Source organism: Acidovorax sp. FW305-C-20-28 (assembly GCF_058783375.1).
The window spans coordinates 32,101-50,508 of record NZ_JBYSYM010000019.1 but is presented as its reverse complement, the minus strand read 5'-3'; the positions used below and the strand labels follow the sequence as shown (position 1 = coordinate 50,508).

The 18,408-nt window shown below is 67.7% G+C and carries 23 protein-coding genes; 13 read left to right on the top strand and 10 right to left on the bottom strand.

The features are described from left to right. Nucleotides 1-50: 50 nt before the first annotated feature. From AC3WOH_RS21090 to AC3WOH_RS21065, 6 genes are all read left to right on the top strand, one after another. Nucleotides 51-1,268 (top strand): MFS transporter, encoded by a 1,218-nt coding sequence (locus AC3WOH_RS21090; RefSeq protein ID WP_492231282.1) that lies wholly within the window; start codon nt 51-53, stop codon nt 1,266-1,268. Between the two features lie 26 nt (nt 1,269-1,294). After that, nucleotides 1,295-1,462, top strand: a complete 168-nt coding sequence (locus AC3WOH_RS21085; RefSeq protein ID WP_184858446.1) for a hypothetical protein — start codon at nt 1,295-1,297, stop codon at nt 1,460-1,462. A 54-nt stretch (nt 1,463-1,516) separates the two neighbouring features. Further along, on the top strand, nt 1,517-2,071 hold the full coding sequence (locus AC3WOH_RS21080; RefSeq protein WP_492231281.1) for a class I SAM-dependent methyltransferase: 555 nt from the start codon (nt 1,517-1,519) through the stop codon (nt 2,069-2,071). Nucleotides 2,072-2,103: 32 nt separating this feature from the next. After that, a complete protein-coding gene (gene dapA, locus AC3WOH_RS21075) occupies nt 2,104-3,000 on the top strand; it encodes a 4-hydroxy-tetrahydrodipicolinate synthase (protein WP_184858442.1) in 897 nt (298 codons plus the stop codon). 44 nt (nt 3,001-3,044) lie between these two features. Further along, nucleotides 3,045-4,142: an NlpB/DapX family lipoprotein gene (gene bamC / locus AC3WOH_RS21070; protein WP_492231280.1), complete on the top strand. Its 1,098-nt coding sequence runs from the start codon at nt 3,045-3,047 to the stop codon at nt 4,140-4,142. A 74-nt stretch (nt 4,143-4,216) separates the two neighbouring features. Next, nucleotides 4,217-5,053: an MBL fold metallo-hydrolase gene (locus AC3WOH_RS21065; RefSeq protein ID WP_492231279.1), complete on the top strand. Its 837-nt coding sequence runs from the start codon at nt 4,217-4,219 to the stop codon at nt 5,051-5,053. Nucleotides 5,054-5,150: 97 nt separating this feature from the next. Here AC3WOH_RS21065 and AC3WOH_RS21060 read toward each other — a convergent pair whose 3' ends face one another. The 3 genes from AC3WOH_RS21060 to AC3WOH_RS21050 all read right to left on the bottom strand — a co-directional run bounded on the left by AC3WOH_RS21060 (nt 5,151) and on the right by AC3WOH_RS21050 (nt 7,294). Further along, nucleotides 5,151-5,399, bottom strand: a complete 249-nt coding sequence (locus tag AC3WOH_RS21060; RefSeq protein ID WP_184858436.1) for a hypothetical protein — start codon at nt 5,397-5,399, stop codon at nt 5,151-5,153. A gap of 216 nt (nt 5,400-5,615) precedes the next feature. Then, on the bottom strand, nt 5,616-6,152 hold the full coding sequence (locus AC3WOH_RS21055; protein WP_492231278.1) for a hypothetical protein: 537 nt from the start codon (nt 6,150-6,152) through the stop codon (nt 5,616-5,618). 2 nt (nt 6,153-6,154) lie between these two features. Next, the gene (locus AC3WOH_RS21050; RefSeq protein ID WP_492231277.1) at nt 6,155-7,294 is read right to left on the bottom strand and encodes a JmjC domain-containing protein; all 1,140 of its coding nucleotides are present in this window, start codon (nt 7,292-7,294) and stop codon (nt 6,155-6,157) included. A 53-nt stretch (nt 7,295-7,347) separates the two neighbouring features. Here AC3WOH_RS21050 and AC3WOH_RS21045 point away from each other — a divergent pair, with 53 nt between their 5' ends. Beyond that, on the top strand, nt 7,348-7,872 hold the full coding sequence (locus AC3WOH_RS21045) for an FKBP-type peptidyl-prolyl cis-trans isomerase (RefSeq protein ID WP_492231276.1): 525 nt from the start codon (nt 7,348-7,350) through the stop codon (nt 7,870-7,872). Nucleotides 7,873-7,932: 60 nt separating this feature from the next. On the opposite strand, the gene AC3WOH_RS21040 is transcribed toward AC3WOH_RS21045, so the two are convergent. From AC3WOH_RS21040 to coaBC, 4 genes are all read right to left on the bottom strand, one after another. Continuing rightward, complete coding sequence (locus AC3WOH_RS21040; protein ID WP_492231275.1) at nt 7,933-8,439, bottom strand: outer membrane lipoprotein; 507 nt, start codon at nt 8,437-8,439, stop codon at nt 7,933-7,935. A gap of 219 nt (nt 8,440-8,658) precedes the next feature. After that, nucleotides 8,659-9,105 (bottom strand): dUTP diphosphatase, encoded by a 447-nt coding sequence (dut, locus tag AC3WOH_RS21035; RefSeq protein ID WP_492231274.1) that lies wholly within the window; start codon nt 9,103-9,105, stop codon nt 8,659-8,661. Further along, complete coding sequence (locus tag AC3WOH_RS21030; RefSeq protein WP_492231273.1) at nt 9,102-9,596, bottom strand: hypothetical protein; 495 nt, start codon at nt 9,594-9,596, stop codon at nt 9,102-9,104. The genes dut and AC3WOH_RS21030 overlap by 4 nt, the downstream gene beginning before the upstream one ends. A 38-nt stretch (nt 9,597-9,634) precedes the next feature. Next, nucleotides 9,635-10,858, bottom strand: a complete 1,224-nt coding sequence (gene coaBC, locus AC3WOH_RS21025) for a bifunctional phosphopantothenoylcysteine decarboxylase/phosphopantothenate--cysteine ligase CoaBC (RefSeq protein ID WP_492231272.1) — start codon at nt 10,856-10,858, stop codon at nt 9,635-9,637. Between the two features lie 113 nt (nt 10,859-10,971). Here coaBC and pyrG point away from each other — a divergent pair, with 113 nt between their 5' ends. From pyrG to AC3WOH_RS20995, 6 genes are all read left to right on the top strand, one after another. After that, nucleotides 10,972-12,642 carry a CTP synthase gene (gene pyrG, locus AC3WOH_RS21020; protein ID WP_492231271.1) on the top strand — a complete coding sequence of 557 codons (1,671 nt, stop codon included), beginning with the start codon at nt 10,972-10,974 and terminating at the stop codon, nt 12,640-12,642. A gap of 35 nt (nt 12,643-12,677) precedes the next feature. Beyond that, nucleotides 12,678-13,535, top strand: a complete 858-nt coding sequence (gene kdsA, locus AC3WOH_RS21015; RefSeq protein WP_492231270.1) for a 3-deoxy-8-phosphooctulonate synthase — start codon at nt 12,678-12,680, stop codon at nt 13,533-13,535. Nucleotides 13,536-13,541: 6 nt separating this feature from the next. Then, nucleotides 13,542-13,832, top strand: coding sequence for a DUF1330 domain-containing protein (locus AC3WOH_RS21010; RefSeq protein WP_007859228.1), 291 nt, complete (start codon nt 13,542-13,544; stop codon nt 13,830-13,832). A gap of 176 nt (nt 13,833-14,008) precedes the next feature. Beyond that, on the top strand, nt 14,009-15,295 hold the full coding sequence (gene eno / locus AC3WOH_RS21005; RefSeq protein ID WP_492231269.1) for a phosphopyruvate hydratase: 1,287 nt from the start codon (nt 14,009-14,011) through the stop codon (nt 15,293-15,295). A gap of 101 nt (nt 15,296-15,396) precedes the next feature. Then, the gene (locus tag AC3WOH_RS21000; protein ID WP_184858412.1) at nt 15,397-15,675 is read left to right on the top strand and encodes a septum formation initiator family protein; all 279 of its coding nucleotides are present in this window, start codon (nt 15,397-15,399) and stop codon (nt 15,673-15,675) included. A gap of 23 nt (nt 15,676-15,698) precedes the next feature. Beyond that, nucleotides 15,699-16,220, top strand: a complete 522-nt coding sequence (locus AC3WOH_RS20995; RefSeq protein WP_492231268.1) for a hypothetical protein — start codon at nt 15,699-15,701, stop codon at nt 16,218-16,220. On the opposite strand, the gene AC3WOH_RS20990 is transcribed toward AC3WOH_RS20995, so the two are convergent. The 3 genes from AC3WOH_RS20990 to AC3WOH_RS20980 form a co-directional block, all read right to left on the bottom strand. After that, the gene (locus AC3WOH_RS20990) at nt 16,180-16,671 is read right to left on the bottom strand and encodes a CZB domain-containing protein (RefSeq protein ID WP_492231267.1); all 492 of its coding nucleotides are present in this window, start codon (nt 16,669-16,671) and stop codon (nt 16,180-16,182) included. The genes AC3WOH_RS20995 and AC3WOH_RS20990 overlap by 41 nt on opposite strands. A gap of 122 nt (nt 16,672-16,793) precedes the next feature. After that, the gene (gene hslO, locus AC3WOH_RS20985; protein ID WP_492231266.1) at nt 16,794-17,786 is read right to left on the bottom strand and encodes an Hsp33 family molecular chaperone HslO; all 993 of its coding nucleotides are present in this window, start codon (nt 17,784-17,786) and stop codon (nt 16,794-16,796) included. A 37-nt stretch (nt 17,787-17,823) separates the two neighbouring features. Further along, complete coding sequence (locus tag AC3WOH_RS20980) at nt 17,824-18,348, bottom strand: gamma carbonic anhydrase family protein (protein ID WP_184858404.1); 525 nt, start codon at nt 18,346-18,348, stop codon at nt 17,824-17,826. Nucleotides 18,349-18,408 lie beyond the last annotated feature (60 nt).

Below are 18,408 nucleotides of genomic sequence, written 5' to 3'. Positions count from 1 at the left end.
TGCTTGGCCGTGTGCCGGCAGATTGCGGCCAATCTGGCTACATTCTGCGCATGTCTTTGAATACTCCGAAACTGTCCATGTTCCAGGTGCTCGCGTGTGGCGCAGCCATCGTGACCCTGTCCATGGGCACGCGCCACGGCTTCGGCCTGTGGCTGCAGCCCATCACCCAGGAAATGGGCTGGACGCGCCAGACCTTCGCGCTGGCCATCGCCATCCAGAACCTGTCCTGGGGCCTGATCGGCATCTTTGCCGGCATGGCGGCCGACCGCTTCGGCGCCTTCCGCGTGCTGCTGGCCGGCGCCGCGCTGTACGCCGCGGGCCTGGCCGGGATGGCCCTGTCGCCCACGCCCCTGCTCTTTGCGCTGACCACGGGTGTACTGATCGGCGCCGCCCAGGCGGGCACGACCTACGCCGTGATCTACGGCGTGCTGGGCCGCCAGATCGCGCCGGAAAAGCGCTCCTGGGCCATGGGCGTGGCCGCAGCGGCCGGCTCCTTCGGCCAGTTCCTCATGGTGCCCATGGAGGGCTGGCTGATCGCCAACCTGGGTTGGCAGCAGGCGCTGCTGGCGCTGTCGCTGGCGGTGCTGCTCATCGTGCCCCTGGCCTTCGGGCTGCGCGAGCCGGGCTTCAAGGGCTCGGCCCCGGTCAAGCGCGACCAGACCGTCGCCCAGGCGTTGTTCGAGGCCTTCCGCTACCCCAGCTTCACCCTGCTCATGGCCGGCTACTTCGTCTGCGGCTTCCAGGTGGTGTTCATCGGCGTGCACATGCCCAGTTACCTCAAGGACCATGGCCTCTCGCCCCAGGTGGCGAGCTATGCGCTGGCGCTGATCGGGCTGTTCAACGTGTTCGGCACCTACATCGCCGGCACCCTGGGCCAGCGCCTGCAAAAGCGCTACATCCTGGCCTTCATCTACTTTGCGCGGGCCGTGGCCATCGCCATCTTCCTGGTGGTGCCGCTGTCGCCGGCCTCGGTCTACATCTTCTCGGCCGTCATGGGCACTCTGTGGCTGTCCACCATTCCGCCCACCAATGCCACCATCGCCCAGATCTTCGGCGTGCAGCACCTGTCCATGCTGGGCGGCTTCGTCTTCTTCAGCCACCAGATCGGCAGCTTCCTGGGCGTCTGGCTGGGTGGCTACCTCTACGACGCCACGGGCAGCTACGACATCGTCTGGTACATCGCCATCGCCCTGGGCGTGTTCGCGGCCCTGGTGAACCTGCCGGTCAAGGAAAGCCCTATCCAGCGCAGGGCCCCGGTTCCTGCATGATGGCAGGCTAGAAACACCCAATCCCCATGCCTGCCACGCCCGAACCGACACCCTCGCACGCCCCGGCCCTGCCGTTGGTGTGGCGGGTGCTGGCCTGGACGGCCTCCATCCTGGCCTGCCTGGCGGTGTTCGGCCTGTACACGGCCCCGGAATTCATGGTGCTGCTGGCCGACAAGGTGTGGAGCTGCTTCTAGCCCTGACCTCGGGGCACCCGATGCTCTTATTTTCATAGCAAAACTCACCTACGGATGCACGGATCTGACCACCCTTCGGACTGGGTGCGCCGCTGGTCGCACCTGATCGCCCCGGGCAGCACGGTGCTAGATGTGGCCTGCGGTGCCGGGCGCCACCTGCGCTGGCTGCATGGCCTGGGCCACCCGGTGGTGGGGGTGGACCGCTCTCCCGAGGCCGTTGCTGCAGGCGCACCCTACGGCGAGATGGTCTGCGCCGACATCGAAAACGGCCCCTGGCCCTTTGCCGGGCGGCAGTTCGGCGCCGTGGTGGTCACCAACTACCTGTGGCGCCCGCTGTTCCCCACCCTGCTGGCCAGCCTGGCCCCAGGCGGTGTACTGGTCTACGAGACCTTTGCACACGGTAACGAAACCGTGGGCCGCCCTGCCCGGTCCGAATTCCTGTTGCAGCCCGGTGAATTGCTGGCCGCCTGCGCCGGCCTGCGCACCGTGGCCTACGAGGACGGCTTCCTCGAAGAACCCGCGCGTTTCGTGCAACGCATCACGGCGGTGCGGGAACTTGGGGGTACCGGCGAGCCACCAAGACATCGGCTGGCCAGCCGGGCTAGTTAGAATGCTCTTTTATCCCGTTCACCCCTGCGGACATGACATCTTCCTCCGTGCCTCTCACCGGCAGCATCGTCGCCCTCGTCACCCCCTTGCATGAGGACGGTAGCGTCGACTACCCGGCGCTGCGCAAACTGATCGACTGGCACATCGCCGAAGGCACCGACTGCATTGGCGTCGTGGGCACCACGGGCGAGTCGCCCACGGTGAACGTCGAAGAGCATTGCGAGATCATCCGCGTGTCCGTGGAGCAGGCCGCCAAGCGCGTGCCCATCATGGCCGGCTGCGGCGCCAATTCCACGGCCGAGGCCATCGAACTGGCGCGCTTCGCCAAGAAGGTGGGCGCTGACTCGCAGCTGCAGGTCGTGCCCTACTACAACAAGCCCACGCAAGAGGGCCAGTACCAGCATTTCAAGGCCATTGCCGAGGCCGTGGGCGACCTGCCCACCATCCTGTACAACGTGCCCGGCCGCTCGGTGGCCGACATGCAGCACGACACCGTGCTGCGCCTGGCGCAGGTGCCCGGCATCATCGGCATCAAGGAAGCCACGGGCAATATCGAGCGCGCGCAGTGGCTGATCCGCGAAGCCCCCAAGGGTTTTGGCATCTACTCGGGCGACGATCCGACCGCCGTGGCCCTGATGCTGTGCGGTGGCCATGGCAACGTGAGCGTGACGGCCAACGTGGCCCCGCGCCTGATGCACGAGCTGTGCGTGGCCGCGACGAGCGGCAACGTGCAGCGCGCGATGGAGATCCAGTTCCAGCTGATGCCCGTGCACAAGCAGCTCTTCGTCGAAGCCAACCCCATCCCCGTGAAGTGGGCCGTGGCCCGCATGGGGCTGTGCGGTGGCACCCTGCGCCTGCCCATGACCCCGCTCACCCAGGCCAATGAGGCCGTGGTCGAAGCGGCCCTGCGCTCGGCCGGCCTGATCTAACAACCCGGGCTGCGCCCGAACCCTGACACTCCAAGGAACTTCGCGTGAACGCTGTTACTACCCGTGCGGGCCTGCTGGCCCTGGCCGTGGCCCTGTCTGCCTGCTCCGTCCTCGAAGGCGACAAGATCGACTACAAGAGCGCTGCCAAGGGCTCCACGCTGGAGGTGCCTCCCGACCTCACGCAGCTCTCGCGCGATTCCCGCTACAACGTGCCCGGCGGCGCCGTCTCGGCCGCTGCCCTGCAGGCCAGCCAGGCAGCCCAGCCCTCGGGCACGGCCAACGCGGCCGCCACGCAGCTGGGCGACGTGCGCATCGAGCGCGAGGGCAACAAGCGCTGGCTGGTGATCGACCGCCCCGCCGACAAGCTGTGGGAGCCCGTGCGCGACTTCTGGCTGGAAAACGGCTTCACGCTGGATACCGACCAGGCCAACCTGGGCATCATGGAAACCGACTGGGCCGAAAACCGCGCCAAGCTGCCGCAAGACCTGATCCGCTCCACGCTGGGCAAGGTGATCGACTCGCTGTACTCCACGGGCGAGCGCGACCGCTTCCGCACGCGCCTGGAGCGCAATGCCAAGGGCGGCACCGAGATCTACATCACGCACCGCGGCATGGTCGAGGTCTACAGCAACACCAGCAAGGACCAGACCGTGTGGCAGCCCCGTGCGGCCGACCCCGAGCTGGAGACCGAATTCCTGCGCCGCCTGATGGTCCGTCTCGGCGTGAGCCAGGAACAGTCCAAGGCCGTCGTGGCCGCCGCTGCCGCCCCCGCGGCGAAGTCGGCCACCGTGAGCACGGTGAACAACGTGCCCGTGGTGCAGATCAACGAAGGCTTTGACCGCGCATGGCGCCGCGTCGGCGTGGCGCTGGACCGCACCGGCTTCACCGTGGAAGACCGCAACCGCAACGAAGGCCTGTACTTCGTGCGCTATGTGGCACCCAATGCCGACAAGAAGGAGACCGGCTTCTTCGGCAAGCTGTTCACCCGCACGCCGGCCGCCGTGCCACCGCTCAAGTACCGCATCGTGGTGCGCAGCCAGGGCGAATCGACCACCGTGTCGGTGCTCAACGAAGCCGGCGCCCCCGAGTCCTCGGCCAACGCCGAGCGCATCGTGCGCGTGATCGCAGACGATCTGAAGTAAGCCAAGGCACACAACCACCCTTTGCGCCTGGACGCCACCCCGCGGGGTGGTGCCCAGGCGCAATGCATTTCAACATGCTGCGTTTGAAGAACCTCGCCAGCGGCAGCGCCGGCAATGCGACGGTGGTGGAGGCCAGCGACGGCCTGCACACACGCCGCCTGCTGGTCGACTGCGGGCTGGGCATACGCCAGCTGCAGACCCGACTGGCGGCGGCCGGCCTGGAGATCGGCCAGATCGACGGCGTGTTCATCACCCACGAGCACTCCGACCACATCGGCTGCACCCACGCTCTGGCCCTGCGCCACCGCATTCCGGTGTGGATGAGCCGGGGCACGCACATGGCCATCGGCGCACCGGATTTCGATGGCCTGCTACACGAGGCCCGCGACATGCAGCCCATCGAACTGGGGCCGCTGTCGGTCCGCCCCTTCACCGTGCCGCACGACGCCCGCGAGCCGCTGCAGCTGCGCTTCACCGACGGCGCCCACGACCTGGCCCTGCTCACCGACCTGGGCCACGCCACGCCCCATGTGCTGCAACAGGTGGCGGGCTGCCACGCGCTGTTCATCGAGGCCAACCACGACCCGGACCTGCTGGCCGCCTCGGCCTACCCGGCCTTTCTCAAGCGCCGCGTGGGCGGCGCCTATGGCCACCTGGCCAACCAGGCCACGGCCGCCATCGTGCAGGCCGTGCGGCACGATGGCCTCAAGTGGGTGGCCGCCGCCCACCTGAGCGCGCGCAACAACACACCCGAGCTGGCCCGGCAGGCGCTGGCCGGTGCGCTGCAGTGGGCGCCCGAGCTCATCGTGGTGGCCGACCAGGCCCTGGGCACCGGCTGGCTGACCGTGGGCGAGCAGCCCGCGCCGACAGGCCCCCTGTCGCCGCCACCCCTGCCCACCTCGCTTTTCTGAAGCACCTGCGGGCAGGCGAAAAAAAACCCGCCCTCTTGCGAGTGCGGGCTTCCGAACCGAAGGCCGGCGCCAGGGCGCGGCCGGGGTTCAGGCGTGCTTAGTTCGAAGCAGCGCTGGCAGCAGCGGTAGCGGCCGTGGCAGCAGCGTTGGCGGCAGCAGCGGCGTCCGAAGCGGCAGGAGCAGCGTCGGAAGCGGCAGGAGCGGCTTCGGAAGCGGCAGGAGCAGCTGCTGGAGCGGGGGCTTCCACGGGTGCTGGCGCAGGTGCTGGAGCGGGTTCTTCCTTCTTGCCGCAAGCGGCGAGGGCAGCAGCAGCGATCAGGGCGGCCAGAACGAGAGAGTTCTTCATTGGGTTTTTCCTAGTTGGACAGACAGAAATCTTGAAAAGCCACGGCGCCCGGCTCCAAAAAAGCCCTTGCGCATTGGCACAGTGCACTTGAGTAGCACCATTTCGGCGCAGCCGCCGATTATATTGGCATTTAGTCAATACTGACTAACACCGATGCAAGGTTTACCGTGCCTTCACATGGTGCAAGGTCTGGAAACACCAAGTCGGGTAGTTGTCCTACAGCCCGAGGGTCGAGGCCGGGAAACCCGGTGCACTCTTTCCGTGCAGCCAGTCGTTCAGGGTTTCGCGCACCAGCACGCGGCGGTCAGGCTCGCTGCCCGTGACGCCGACCGAGCGCTCGGGGTCCAGCCGGTGCATTACCCACTGCGGCGACCATAACACACTCGGAATGTCGAGCGGGTCGGCCGATCCCGCGCGGCGGCAGGTGATGATGTGGTCCCAGGTGCCGCGCCAGCGCACGAAGCGCGCATGGCGCCGGACCACATCGTCGTAGGAGCCGGCCAGCATGGTGAAACGCCGGCCCGTCTTGGCCCAGGCCTGCAGCGACTCGGCCACGGCACGCTCGCCCAGCGGCCAGTCGTGGAAATTGGCGTCGCTGACCACGATCTCCCCCCAACCCTCGCGCGCCGCCGTGGCCAGCGCATCGCGCACCAGCTGGATGAAGGTCTCGCGGCTGGCAAAGCGGCCGGACGGCAGCCCGGCCGGCGGCACGGACGCGCCGTCCGCGGCAGTGGAGGTGAGATCCTGGGTCACGGTCAGTCCCCTTCGGTATGGTCGGTATCCGCGTGCGCCCAACCCGCATCGCACCAGGACGATATCAGTTCCAGTGCATCGTCGCTGGCGCGCGCCATCTCGCGCCCGGACAGGCGCCGCTGGTCGGCCAGGCGCCGCATCAGCGTGGCGTCGCGCCCGCCGGCGCGGTAGCTCTCGCCGTTGATGAACACATGGTGGACGTCGTACATCATGCGCGTGCGGCGGTCCAGCACCACGCTCTCGATCATGGCGCCCGATGCGTCGGGGTCGAACCAGACATTGGGCTTGGGTTCGGTCAGGTACTCGCCCAGGGCGCGCTCCAGCGCCAGCGGCTCTGCAAGCGCCTTGGCCAGCGCCTCGCGGGCAAAATCCTGCAGGCTGGCCGGAATGGCGGCGGGCTGCTCCACAGCCTCCTGGCGCGGGTCGCGGTAGAGCACGGGCACGTCGCCTTCCTGGGCTTCGTCGGTCAGGCGTACCAGCAGCTCATTGGCGAGCTCGGCCCGCGCCGGGGCGCGAAAACCGATGGAATAGGTCATGCATTCGCCCTCGGCGACGCCGTCGTGGGCATAGCGCGGTGGCAGGTAGAGCATGTCGCCGGGCTCGAGCACGAACTCCTCCTCGGGCTCGAACTGCGCCAGCACCTTGAGCGGAATGCCCTCCTTGAGCGTGAGGTCCTTCTGCCGGCCAATGCGCCAGCGCCGCTTGCCATGGGCCTGCAGCAGGAACACGTCGTAGCTGTCGAAATGCGGCCCCACGCCGCCGCCATCGCTGGCGTAGCTGATCATGAGGTCGTCCAGGCGCGCCTCGGGCACGAAGCGGAACTGCTGCATCAGCGCGTGCACCCCCGCGTCATGCAGGTCCACGCCCTGCACCAGCAGCGTCCAGTCGGGCTGCTTGAGCGAGGGCAGCGCGCGGCGCGTGAACGGGCCCTGGCGCAGCTTCCAGGCGCCGCGCAACTGCTGCACCAGGCGCGACTCCACCCCCTCCTGCCCGGCCAGGTCGAACAGGTCTGCGCGCGGCACCGGGGCCTGGAAGCCCGGGATGGCCTGGCGCACCAGGAGCGGCTTCTTGTGCCAGTGGCGGCGCATGAACTGGGCGGGCGTGAGGCCTCCCAGAAGGGTCAGGGGTTGGTGGGCGTCCATGGGTACTGCGCGGCCCTTTGCAGGGCGGTTGGTCAAACTGCGACAATTCTCCTATGGAAATTACCGAACAATGTGTGGTCGCTTTGACCTGGATCCTCAAGGACACCCTGGGCGAGGAACTCGACGTGCTCGACGAGCCGGTGGAGTTCCTGGTCGGCGGCGATGACCTGCTGCCCCGCATCGAGGAGGCCCTGCAAGGCCACAGCGCAGGTGCCTCGGTGGCACTGCACCTGGAGCCCGAGGATGCCTTTGGCGACTTCAACGACCAATTGCTGTTCCTGGAGCCGCGCTCGCTGTTCCCGCCCGAGATCGAGGAAGGCATGACCTTCGACGGAGCCGCCCTGCCTGCAGGGGTGAACCCCGATGCGCCGCGCGATGCGCTCTACACCGTGGCCGAGATCTACCCCGAGCATGTGGTGCTGGACGGCAACCACCCGCTGGCCGGCATTGCCCTGCGCCTGCAACTGAAGGTGCAGGCCGTGCGCGAGGCCACCGAGGACGAGATCGGGCGCGGCACGGCCGGCACGGGCTTTTTCCGCATCCAGCCGCAGGCACCCGGCAACGACCTGCTGCACTGATCCTCCCCCCCAAAAAAGCGGGCCCTCGAAAGGGCCCGTTTTGCATGAGGAAGCGTTTATTTAGATGCGCTGGATCTGGCCGTCCATCATGCGCACGCGGTCGCCGATGCGCAGGTCGCCCGGCGAGGGCACGTCATAGGCGCGGTAGCCGCCCTGGTCCAACTGGATGGACACACGGTAGCCCACGTACTCACCGCTGTTGTTGCGGCGCTCCACGGCGTTGCCGGCCACGGCACCACCCAGGACACCCACCGCGGTCGCAGCGGCACGGCCCGTGCCACCGCCCACGGCATTGCCCAGCACGCCGCCCACCACCGCACCGATCACGGCGCCGGCACCCGAGGTGCGGCCCGAGCCCTGGGTCTGCGTGGTCTCGATATTGGCCACGCGGCCGAATTCGGTCACGACGGAACTCTGGTAGACCGGTGCGGGCCTCACCGTGGTGGTGGTATAGCCGCCGCCGGCATAGTATTCCTCCGAACGGGGAGGCGCGCCGCAGGCGGCAAGGCTGGCGATCAGCACGAGGGAGCCGGTCAGGGTGGCGATGCGGGTGATCTTGGTGGTCATGGCAAATCTCCTGGAATGAATCTCGCCGGGCAGACCGCTGCGGGGTCCGCTGCGTGCACTGCCAGGCAATGGTGAGATTGAAGCACCGGGGATGCGCCCGCCACGCCATCTGGCAGCCGATGGCTGCGTCAGGCTGCGCACTCCGGTGACGTCAGTGCTCACCTACAGGATAGAAAATCCAGCAAGGTGCCCGTAAGCGTTTGTGCCGACGCTTACAGATCAGCCTTTGCCAGTGGAGCCGTAACCGCCCTCGCCACGCTCGGTGGCCGGGAATTCCGTGACCACGTTGAACTGCGCCTGCACCACGGGCACGATGACCAGTTGCGCCAGGCGCTCCATGGGCTCGAGCGTGAAGGCTGTGCTGCTGCGGTTCCAGGCGCTCACCATGAGCTGGCCCTGGTAGTCGCTGTCGATCAGGCCCACGAGGTTGCCCAGCACGATGCCGTGCTTGTGGCCCAGGCCCGAACGCGGCAGGATCAGCGCGGCGTAGCCCGGGTCCTTGAGGTAGATGGAAATGCCCGTGGGCACCAGCTGCCAGGCATTGGGTTCGAGCGTGAGCGGCGCATCCAGGCAGGCCCGGAGGTCGAGCCCGGCGCTGCCGGGGGTGGCATAGGTGGGCAATTGGTCCGCCATGCGCGGATCGAGAATCTTGACGTCAATCTTCACTTCTTGTTTCCTGTCTTGCGCTGCGGGCCTGTTGGCCGCTGGCGCTCCTTCACGGCCGCGGGTTGGGGCACCACCACGGTGCCCGCCGACGCGGCATGGATCACGATGCCCATGAACCACCACAGGCCGGCCATCACCGCCAGCCCGAACCACGAGCCCTGGCCCGCCATCAGCAGCGTGAGCGCATGCACCGCAGCCACCACGGCCAGCAGGGTGCGCGCAATGCGCAGCATGCCGATGAACGGCGCCGCCATCTGCAGCAACTCGGGCGGCAAGGCCACGGCCGGCGACACGGGGCTGGCGCCCCCTCGGCGCGCAGCCGCCTGCGCAGACCCGGGGGCGGCACCGCCCGGGTGCGCCACCTGGGCGGAGTGCGCGGCCTGCGTGCGCCCGTCCTGCAGGGCCTGCTGGGCGCTCAGGCGCTCCACATAGCTCGCGAAGTCACCGTTGGGCGGGGTGTCCCATTCGGGCTTGATCGAATGCATCGTCATGGGAACTCCTGCGGAGGATGGATAGGCCAAAAGAATGCTCAAGCCCGCCGCACCGGCAGGCGTGCAGCGATCTCGGCAACCAGGCCCTGCGCCAGCGAGCGCTTGGACGCCAGGGGCAGTTCGCGGTGGCCGTGCTCGTCCACCAGCAGCAGGGCATTGTCGTCCTGGCCGAAGGTGGCCGGGCCGATATTGCCCACCAGCAGCGGGATTTTCTTGCGCAGGCGCTTGGCCGTGGCATGGGCCAGCAGGTCGTGGCTTTCGGCCGCAAAACCCACGCAATAGAGTGCACCCGACTGCGCCTCGGGCAGCTGCGCCACGGTGGCCAGGATGTCGGGGTTCTCGACAAAGGCCAGGGTCGGGGTCTGGCCCGAGCCGTCCTTCTTGATCTTTTCACCGGCCTGGGTGGCCGGGCGCCAGTCGGCCACGGCGGCCGTGGCAACGAACACGGACGAACTGGGCGCCAGCGCCATCACCGCGGCCAGCATCTGCTGGGCCGACTGCACGTTGACCCGCTGCACGCCGCGCGGCGTGGGCAGGTGCACCGGCCCGGCGACCAGGGTCACCTCGGCCCCGGCCTCGCGCGCTGCGCGGGCCACGGCAAAGCCCATCTTGCCGCTGGAGAGGTTGGTGATGCCGCGCACCGGGTCGATGGCCTCGAAGGTGGGCCCCGCCGTGATCAGCACCTTGCGCCCGGCCAGCGGCTTGGGCGCGAAGAAGGCGATCAGCTCGTCCAGCAGCTCCAGGGGTTCGAGCATGCGGCCATCGCCGGTCTCGCCGCAGGCCTGGTCGCCATTGCCCACGCCCAGCACGCGGGCGCCATCCTTCGCCACCTGGGCCAGGTTGCGCTGGGTGGCGGGGTGGGCCCACATCTCGCGGTTCATGGCCGGGGCCAGCAGCAGGGGCACGCGGTCCATGGGGCGGGCCAGGCACAGCAGGCTGAGCAGCTCGTCGGCCCGGCCCTGCACCAGGCGGGCGATGAAGTCGGCACTGCAGGGCGCGATCAGGATGGCGTCGGCCTCGCGGCTCAGGTTGATGTGGGGCATGTTGTTGGGCTCGCGCGCATCCCACTGCGAACCGTACACCGGCCGCCCCGACAGGGCCTGCATGGTCACCGGGGTGATGAACTGCTCCGCGGCCTCGGTCATCACCACCTGCACGGTGGCGCCCTCCTTGATGAGCTGGCGGCACAGGTCGGCCGCCTTGTAGCAGGCCACGCCGCCGCTCAACCCCAGAACAATGTGTTTGCCAGCAAGCTCATTCATGGGCGCGAATTTAGCAGACCGGAGTCCACCTGCAGGGCAGCCGCAAAAGACCTTGGCGGGGGCCGGCGCCGGGCGGGCATCTATAATCCCAATTTCCCACCACCAAAAAAGACATGACCAAATTTGTCTTCGTCACCGGCGGTGTGGTGTCTTCCCTGGGCAAGGGAATCGCCTCAGCCTCCCTTGCCGCGATCCTCGAATCGCGGGGCCTCAAAGTCACCCTCATCAAGCTCGACCCGTACATCAACGTGGACCCGGGCACCATGTCCCCGTTCCAGCACGGCGAAGTGTTCGTGACGGACGACGGCGCCGAAACCGACCTCGACCTGGGCCACTATGAGCGTTTCATCGAAACGCGCATGAAAAAGACCAACAACTTCACCACCGGCCGCATCTACCAGAGCGTGCTGGAGAAGGAGCGCCGCGGCGACTACCTGGGCAAGACGGTGCAGGTGATCCCGCACGTCACCAACGAGATCCAGGAATACATCAAGCGCGGCGCCGGTGTCGGCACCGACGACGCGGTGGACGTGGCCATCGTGGAAGTGGGCGGTACCGTGGGCGACATCGAGTCCCTGCCCTTCCTGGAGGCCGTGCGCCAGCTGAGCTTGAAACTCGGCCCGAACAACGCCGCCTTCGTGCACCTGACCTACGTGCCCTGGATCGCCGCGGCCGGCGAGCTCAAGACCAAGCCCACGCAGCACACGGTGCAGGAGCTGCGCAAGATCGGCATCCAGCCCGACGCACTGCTGTGCCGCGCCGACCGCCGCATGCCCGAGGACGAGCGCAGCAAGATCTCGCTGTTCACCAACGTGCCCGAGTGGGGCGTGATCAGCATGTGGGACGTGGACACCATCTACAAGGTGCCGCGCATGCTGCACGAGCAGGGGCTGGACGGCCTGATCTGCGACAAGCTGCGCCTGAACACCCCGCCCACCAGCCTCAAGCGCTGGGACCAGCTGGTCTATGAGACCGAGCACCCGCAGGGCGAAGTGACCATCGCCATGGTGGGCAAGTACGTGGACCTGTCGGACAGCTACAAGTCGGTGAACGAGGCGCTGCGCCACGCCGGCATGAAGAACCACGTGCGCGTGAAGATCGAGCATGTGGACTCCGAAACCATCAACGCCGACGACGCGGCCGAGAAGCTCGCCAAGTACGACGCCATCCTGGTGCCCGGCGGCTTCGGTGCGCGCGGCGTGGAAGGCAAGATCAGCACCGCCCGCTTCGCCCGTGAGCAGCACGTGCCCTACCTGGGCATCTGCCTGGGCATGCAGGTCGCCACCATCGAGTACGCACGCCATGTGGCCGGCCTCAAGGACGCCAACAGCACCGAGTTCGAGCCCGCCACGCCCCACCCCGTGATCGCCCTGATCACCGAGTGGAAGGACGCCGACGGCACCATCAAGCAGCGCGACGAGAACTCCGACATGGGCGGCACCATGCGCCTGGGCGCGCAGAGCTCGGACGTGTCGGCCGGCACGCTGGCGCACGAGATCTACGGCAACATCGTGACCGAGCGCCACCGCCACCGCTACGAAGCCAACGTGAACTACCTGGACCAGCTGCGCCAAGCGGGCCTGGTGATCTCGGCCCTGACGCAGCGCGAGCAGCTCACCGAGATCGTCGAGCTGCCCAAGAGCGTGCACCCCTGGTTCATCGGCGTGCAGTTCCACCCCGAGTTCAAGTCCACCCCCTGGAACGGCCACCCGCTGTTCAACGCCTTCATCAAGGCGGCGGTGGAGCACCAGAAAAGCCTGCAGCAGCCTGCCAAGGCGGCCTGACGGCACACACACCACGAAAAAGAAGAGACCCTGCCATGAAACTCTGCGGCTTCGACGTTGGCCTTGACCAGCGCTTCTTCCTCATCGCAGGCCCCTGCGTGATCGAGTCCGAGCAACTGCAGATGGACGTGGCCGGGCAGCTCAAGGAGATCACGGGCAGCCTGGGCATCCCGTTCATCTTCAAGAGCAGCTTCGACAAGGCCAACCGCTCCTCGGGCACGAGCTTCCGGGGCCCGGGCCGCGAAAAAGGCCTGGAAATCCTGGCCAAGATCCGCAAGGACCTCTCCGTGCCGGTGCTCACCGATGTGCACACCGAGGACGACATCACCGAGGCCGCCAAGGTGGTCGACGTGCTGCAGACGCCCGCCTTCCTGTGCCGCCAGACCGACTTCATCCGCGCCGTGGCGCAGTCGGGCAAGCCGGTGAACATCAAGAAGGGCCAGTTCCTCGCGCCGCACGACATGAAGAACGTGATCGACAAGGCCCGTGCTGCCGCCAAGGAAGCCGGCCTGCCCGAGGACAGCTTCATGGCCTGCGAGCGCGGCGCGAGCTTCGGCTACAACAACCTGGTGTCGGACATGCGCAGCCTGTCCATCATGCGCGAGACCGGTGCGCCCGTGGTGTTCGATGCCACGCACTCGGTGCAGCTGCCTGGCGGCAACGGCACCAGCAGCGGCGGCCAGCGCGAGATGGTGCCGGTGCTGGCACGCGCGGCTGTGGCCGTGGGCGTGGCCGGTTTGTTCATGGAAACCCACCCGGACCCGGCCAAGGCCCTGTCCGACGGCCCCAACGCCGTGCCGCTCAAGCACATGAAGGCGCTGCTGGAGACCCTGGTGGCCCTGGACGGCATCACCAAGAAGAACGGATTCCTCGAAAACAACTTTGGAGCCTGAGACATCATGAGCAGTGGTTACGTCATCGCATCCGTCACCGTCACCAACCCCACGCAGTACGAGGAGTACCGCAAGTGGAGCACCATCGCCATGCAGGCGCACGGCGCCGAAGTCTGCGTGCGCGGCGGCAAGGTCGAGGTGCTGGAAGGCGACTGGAACCCCGGCCGCACCGTGATCCTCAAGTTTCCGAGTTTCGAGGCGGCCCGCGCCTTCTACGACACCCCCGAGTACCAGAAGGCCAAGGCCGCGCGCGAAGGCGCCGCCATCATGCGCATGGTCTGCGTGGAGGGTGTGTAACCCACCGGTTGACCGGCGAAGGCTGCAATACGTACCCGGTACGTACCGCCCAAGCCCCGAACACTATCAAATCGGTAGCATAGAATCGCGACCGACCCGCGGCAGCAGCGGCCCCGGCACCCCGCCACCCGCACCCTGCCCGTCCTGCTGAATTTCAAAAACCCTCAAGGAAGATCATGAGTGCCATTGTTGACATCGTAGGCCGCGAAGTGCTGGACAGCCGCGGCAACCCCACCGTCGAATGCGACGTGCTGCTGGAATCGGGCGTGATGGGCCGCGCGGCCGTGCCCTCGGGCGCGTCCACCGGCAGCCGCGAAGCCATCGAGCTGCGCGACGGCGACAAGAGCCGCTACCTGGGCAAGGGCGTGCTCAAGGCGGTGGAGCACATCAACACCGAGATCTCCGAAGCCGTGCTGGGCCTGGATGCCTCCGAGCAGGCCTTCCTGGACAAGACGCTGATCGACCTCGATGGCACCGACAACAAGAGCCGCCTGGGCGCCAACGCCATGCTGGCCGTCTCCATGGCCGTGGCCCGCGCCGCCGCCGAAGAGTCCGGCCTGCCGCTGTACCGCTACCTGGGCGGCATGGGCAGCATGCAGCTGCCCGTGCCCATGATGAACGTGATCAACGGCGGCGCGCACGCCAACAACAGCCTGGACCTGCAGGAGTTCATGATCATCCCCGTGGGCGCCCCCACCTTCCGCGAAGCCCTGCGCTGGGGCGCCGAGGTGTTCCACGCCCTGAAGAAGATCCTGCACGACAAGGGCATCAGCACCGCCGTGGGCGACGAGGGCGGCTTTGCCCCCAGCGTCGAGAACCATGAAGCGGCCATCGTGCTGATCCTGCAGGCCATCGAAGCCGCCGGCTACACCGCAGGCGAGCAGATCGCCCTGGGCCTGGACTGCGCCGCCAGCGAGTTCTACAAGGACGGCCACTACGTGCTGGAAGGCGAAGGCGGCCTGAAGCTCACGGCCACGCAGTGGACCGACATGCTGGCATCGTGGTGCGACAAGTACCCCATCATCAGCATCGAAGACGGCATGCACGAAGGCGACTGGGACGGCTGGAAGATCCTGACCGAGCGCCTGGGCAAGAACGTGCAGCTGGTAGGTGACGACCTGTTCGTGACCAACACCAAGATCCTCAAGGAAGGCATCGACAAGCAGATCGCCAACTCGATCCTGATCAAGATCAACCAGATCGGCACGCTGACCGAGACCTTCGCCGCCATCGAGATGGCCAAGCGCGCCGGCTACACCGCCGTGATCTCGCACCGCTCGGGCGAGACCGAGGACAGCACCATCGCCGACATCGCAGTGGGCACCAACGCCGGCCAGATCAAGACCGGCTCGCTGTCGCGTTCGGACCGCATCGCCAAGTACAACCAGCTGCTGCGCATCGAGGAAGACCTGGGCGACATCGCACACTACCCCGGCCGCGCTGCGTTCTACAACCTGCGCTGATCCCTCTGCGCATGCCAGCCCGGCCGCCCGCCCCGTCGCGCGCCGCCCGCCCCTGCCGGGGTGGCGCTGCGGCCCGGGTCGCACGGCTGGTAAGCTAAAGCATGGTCAACCGCCTTGTTCCCGTCGTGCTGCTGGCCCTGCTGGCGGCCGTGCACGCCCAGCTCTGGTTGGGGCGCGGCAGCCTGCCGCGCGTGAACGCCATGCAGCGCCAGATCGACGTGCAAAAGGCCGCCAATGCCCAGGCCCAGGCGGCCAATGAGCGCCTGACCTCCGAGGTGCACGACCTCAAGGAGGGCCTGGACATGGTCGAGGAAAAGGCACGCAGCGAGCTGGGCATGGTGCGGCCCAACGAGATCTACGTGCAGTTCACGCCGCGCTGAGCGGGTGCCCCACCGACCCCGCCGTGACGTCCAGAATCCTGCTGCTGGGCGCGCCCGGCACCGGCGCCCAGGCGCTTGCCGACGCCCTGGCGGCACACCTGGCGACCACCCCCCTTGCCTTGCACCTCGCGCATTCCGCGCTCATGGACGCGCTGCAAACCGGCGACGCGCAGGCGCAATCCGCCGCTCTCGATGCACACCGCTCCGCGGCGATGACCCTGCTCATGGGGTTGGACCTGCCCTGCTCCACCGCGGACCAGAAGGCACGGCACGCCGCCGACGCGCAGTTGCGGACGGCACTCAGCGCCGCCGCCATCGGCTACCGCGTCGTGTACGGGCCCGCCGGGCCGGCCCGCCTGCGCAGCGCGCTGCGTGCGCTCGGCTCGGTGCTGGGCGGCACATCTGCGGTGGATGAGGCCACGGCCCACCGCGAGATCCGGGCGGCCCGGCTGCGCGCCTACGGCTGTGAAAAATGCAGCGACCCGGTGTGCGAGCACCGGCTGTTCACTGCGCTGACCCGGCCTCCTGCGCCAGACCGCGCTTGAGCTCCTTGAGCAGCAGCACCACCTGGCTGGATCCGTGGCGGTATCCGCCATTGAGCACCTGCACCACACGGGGCCACTCGCCCTGCTGCGCCAGCTCGACGATGGTGGCGGCCTGTTCATGGAAATACTGGTGGCGCGCCACCAGCAGGGTGAAGGCCGGGCGATCGCCCAGCAGTTCGGCGCCCACGCCGTGCAGCCAGCGGCCCAGGGCGTCCTGGTCGGTGCGGCGCACCATGGCCGGGTCCAGCCCCTTGGCCGAGCGACCTTCGAGGTAGTCCATCAGGCGCTCTTTCCAGCGCTCATGGGCATTGATGGCTGCATCCAGGTCGAGCACGGCGAGCAACGTGTCGGGGCGCCGCGAGTCCGGCGCGAGCGAGCTCTCGTACAGCGCCAGCGGTGGCACTCCCCGGTTGCGGGCCGACAGGCCCATGACGCGACTTAGAAACCCCATGACAGACCTTTGGTACAGGCCTTCATGGTAGGCCCGCAGCGCGTTGCGCGGCGGTCGCGATTGTCAACGATGGTCAGATACCCAGCCACACCATGTGTGGCTATGCGGCCACCGCAGGTTGTTTATTGGATGCCCGTGGGGGCCTGCGGCTGGATGATGGCCGGCTCCACGAAGATCTGCGCCGCATCCACCGCATCGAAGCGGTATTGCTGGCCGCAGAATTCGCAGCCCACTTCGATCTCGCCGCGCTCGGCCAGGATGCTTTCGGACTCGGCCGCGCCCAGGTTGCGCAGCATGTTGCCTACGCGCTCGCGGCTGCAGGTGCAGGCAAAGCGCGGGCCCGTCTCGCCCTGCTGGGGCTCGAAGCGCACGAGCTTTTCTTCCCAGAACAGGCGGCGCAGGATGGTGTCCACGTCCAGGCTCAGCAGTTCCTCGCGCGTCAGGCTGGCGGCCAGGTGGGCAATGCGGTTGTAGTCCTCGTTGTGGCCGATCTGGTCCTCGTTCTCGCGGTGGCTCAGGCCCTCGGCCAGGTTGCCCTCGCCCTTGACGGGCATGCGCTGGATCAGCAGGCCGGCCGCCACCTGGTCATTGGCACCCAGCACCAGCACGGTGTCGAGCTGCTCGGACTGCAGCATGTAGTGCTGCAACACGTCCGACAGGCGTTCGAGCTTTTCGTGGTGGTCGCCGTGCAGCGGCACCACGCCCTGGTAGGGCTGCTGGCCGGGGTGGCGGTTCTTGGGGTCCAGCGTGATGGCGCAGCGCCCGCCACCGGACACGTTGACCATCTGGCTCAGGCGCGCGCCCTCCGGCACTTCGCCCGTGATGGTGGCGGTCGCCCGCAGCGAGAGGTCGGACTGCACCTCGGCCACGGCCAGCTTCACCGGCCCGTCGCCGAACACCTGCAGCACCAGCGCGCCATTGAACTTGATGTTCGACTGCATCAGCACGCCGGCCGCCGCCATCTCGCCGAGCAGCTCGGTGACGGGGGCGGGGTAGGAGCCGGTGGCCGAGTTGCCGGCGCGCCGGCGCAGTATCTCGGTCCAGGCGTCGGTCAGGCGCACGAGCATGCCGCGCACGGGCAGGCCCTCGAAGAGGAATTTGTGGAGTTCAGACACGCAATGGGGTTCCGTTGAAAAAGTCGGGCACGGCCGCTCAGCCGACCCGGTGCAGGCCGCGCTGGAAGCGGCGTGCGTTGTCGATGTAGTGCTGCGCGCTCTGGCGCAGGCCCTCGATCTGCTCGGGGCTCAGCTCGCGCACGGCCTTGGCAGGGCTGCCGATGATCATGGAGCCGTCGGGAAACTCCTTGCCTTCGGTCACCAGGGCGCCCGCGCCCACCAGGCAGTGCTTGCCGATCTTGGCACCGTTGAGCACGATGGCGCCGATGCCGATCAGCGACTCGTCACCGATGGTGCAGCCGTGCAGCATGACCTGGTGGCCCACGGTCACGCGCTCGCCCACCACCAGGGGCTTGCCGATGTCGGCGTGCAGCACGCTGGCATCCTGGATGTTGGAGCCGGCACCGATGGTGATGCTTTCCGTGTCGCCGCGCACCACGGTGCCGAACCAGACGCTCGCGTCCTCGCCCAGCACCACGTTGCCCATGACCTGGGCGCTGTCGGCCACCCAGGCCGAAGCCGCCACCTGGGGCGTTGCACCATCGAGTTCGTAAATCGCCATACCGCAGTCTCCAGACAAATGAGTAGTAGTGTTCGCACCGGGGTGCCTGCCAATGGTTAC

Excerpts from the sequence above, each read along its gene's own strand:
- AC3WOH_RS21090 (WP_492231282.1), top strand. The coding sequence starts at position 51 with ATGTCTTTGAATACTCCGAAACTGTCCATGTTCCAGGTGCTCGCGTGT.
- AC3WOH_RS21085 (WP_184858446.1), top strand. The coding sequence starts at position 1,295 with ATGCCTGCCACGCCCGAACCGACACCCTCGCACGCCCCGGCCCTGCCG.
- AC3WOH_RS21080 (WP_492231281.1), top strand. The coding sequence starts at position 1,517 with ATGCACGGATCTGACCACCCTTCGGACTGGGTGCGCCGCTGGTCGCAC.
- dapA (WP_184858442.1), top strand. The coding sequence starts at position 2,104 with ATGACATCTTCCTCCGTGCCTCTCACCGGCAGCATCGTCGCCCTCGTC.
- AC3WOH_RS21065 (WP_492231279.1), top strand. The coding sequence starts at position 4,217 with ATGCTGCGTTTGAAGAACCTCGCCAGCGGCAGCGCCGGCAATGCGACG.
- AC3WOH_RS21060 (WP_184858436.1), bottom strand. The coding sequence starts at position 5,399 with ATGAAGAACTCTCTCGTTCTGGCCGCCCTGATCGCTGCTGCTGCCCTC.
- AC3WOH_RS21050 (WP_492231277.1), bottom strand. The coding sequence starts at position 7,294 with ATGGACGCCCACCAACCCCTGACCCTTCTGGGAGGCCTCACGCCCGCC.
- AC3WOH_RS21045 (WP_492231276.1), top strand. The coding sequence starts at position 7,348 with ATGGAAATTACCGAACAATGTGTGGTCGCTTTGACCTGGATCCTCAAG.
- AC3WOH_RS21040 (WP_492231275.1), bottom strand. The coding sequence starts at position 8,439 with ATGACCACCAAGATCACCCGCATCGCCACCCTGACCGGCTCCCTCGTG.
- AC3WOH_RS21030 (WP_492231273.1), bottom strand. The coding sequence starts at position 9,596 with ATGACGATGCATTCGATCAAGCCCGAATGGGACACCCCGCCCAACGGT.
- coaBC (WP_492231272.1), bottom strand. The coding sequence starts at position 10,858 with ATGAATGAGCTTGCTGGCAAACACATTGTTCTGGGGTTGAGCGGCGGC.
- pyrG (WP_492231271.1), top strand. The coding sequence starts at position 10,972 with ATGACCAAATTTGTCTTCGTCACCGGCGGTGTGGTGTCTTCCCTGGGC.
- kdsA (WP_492231270.1), top strand. The coding sequence starts at position 12,678 with ATGAAACTCTGCGGCTTCGACGTTGGCCTTGACCAGCGCTTCTTCCTC.
- AC3WOH_RS21010 (WP_007859228.1), top strand. The coding sequence starts at position 13,542 with ATGAGCAGTGGTTACGTCATCGCATCCGTCACCGTCACCAACCCCACG.
- eno (WP_492231269.1), top strand. The coding sequence starts at position 14,009 with ATGAGTGCCATTGTTGACATCGTAGGCCGCGAAGTGCTGGACAGCCGC.
- AC3WOH_RS21000 (WP_184858412.1), top strand. The coding sequence starts at position 15,397 with ATGGTCAACCGCCTTGTTCCCGTCGTGCTGCTGGCCCTGCTGGCGGCC.
- AC3WOH_RS20990 (WP_492231267.1), bottom strand. The coding sequence starts at position 16,671 with ATGGGGTTTCTAAGTCGCGTCATGGGCCTGTCGGCCCGCAACCGGGGA.
- AC3WOH_RS20980 (WP_184858404.1), bottom strand. The coding sequence starts at position 18,348 with ATGGCGATTTACGAACTCGATGGTGCAACGCCCCAGGTGGCGGCTTCG.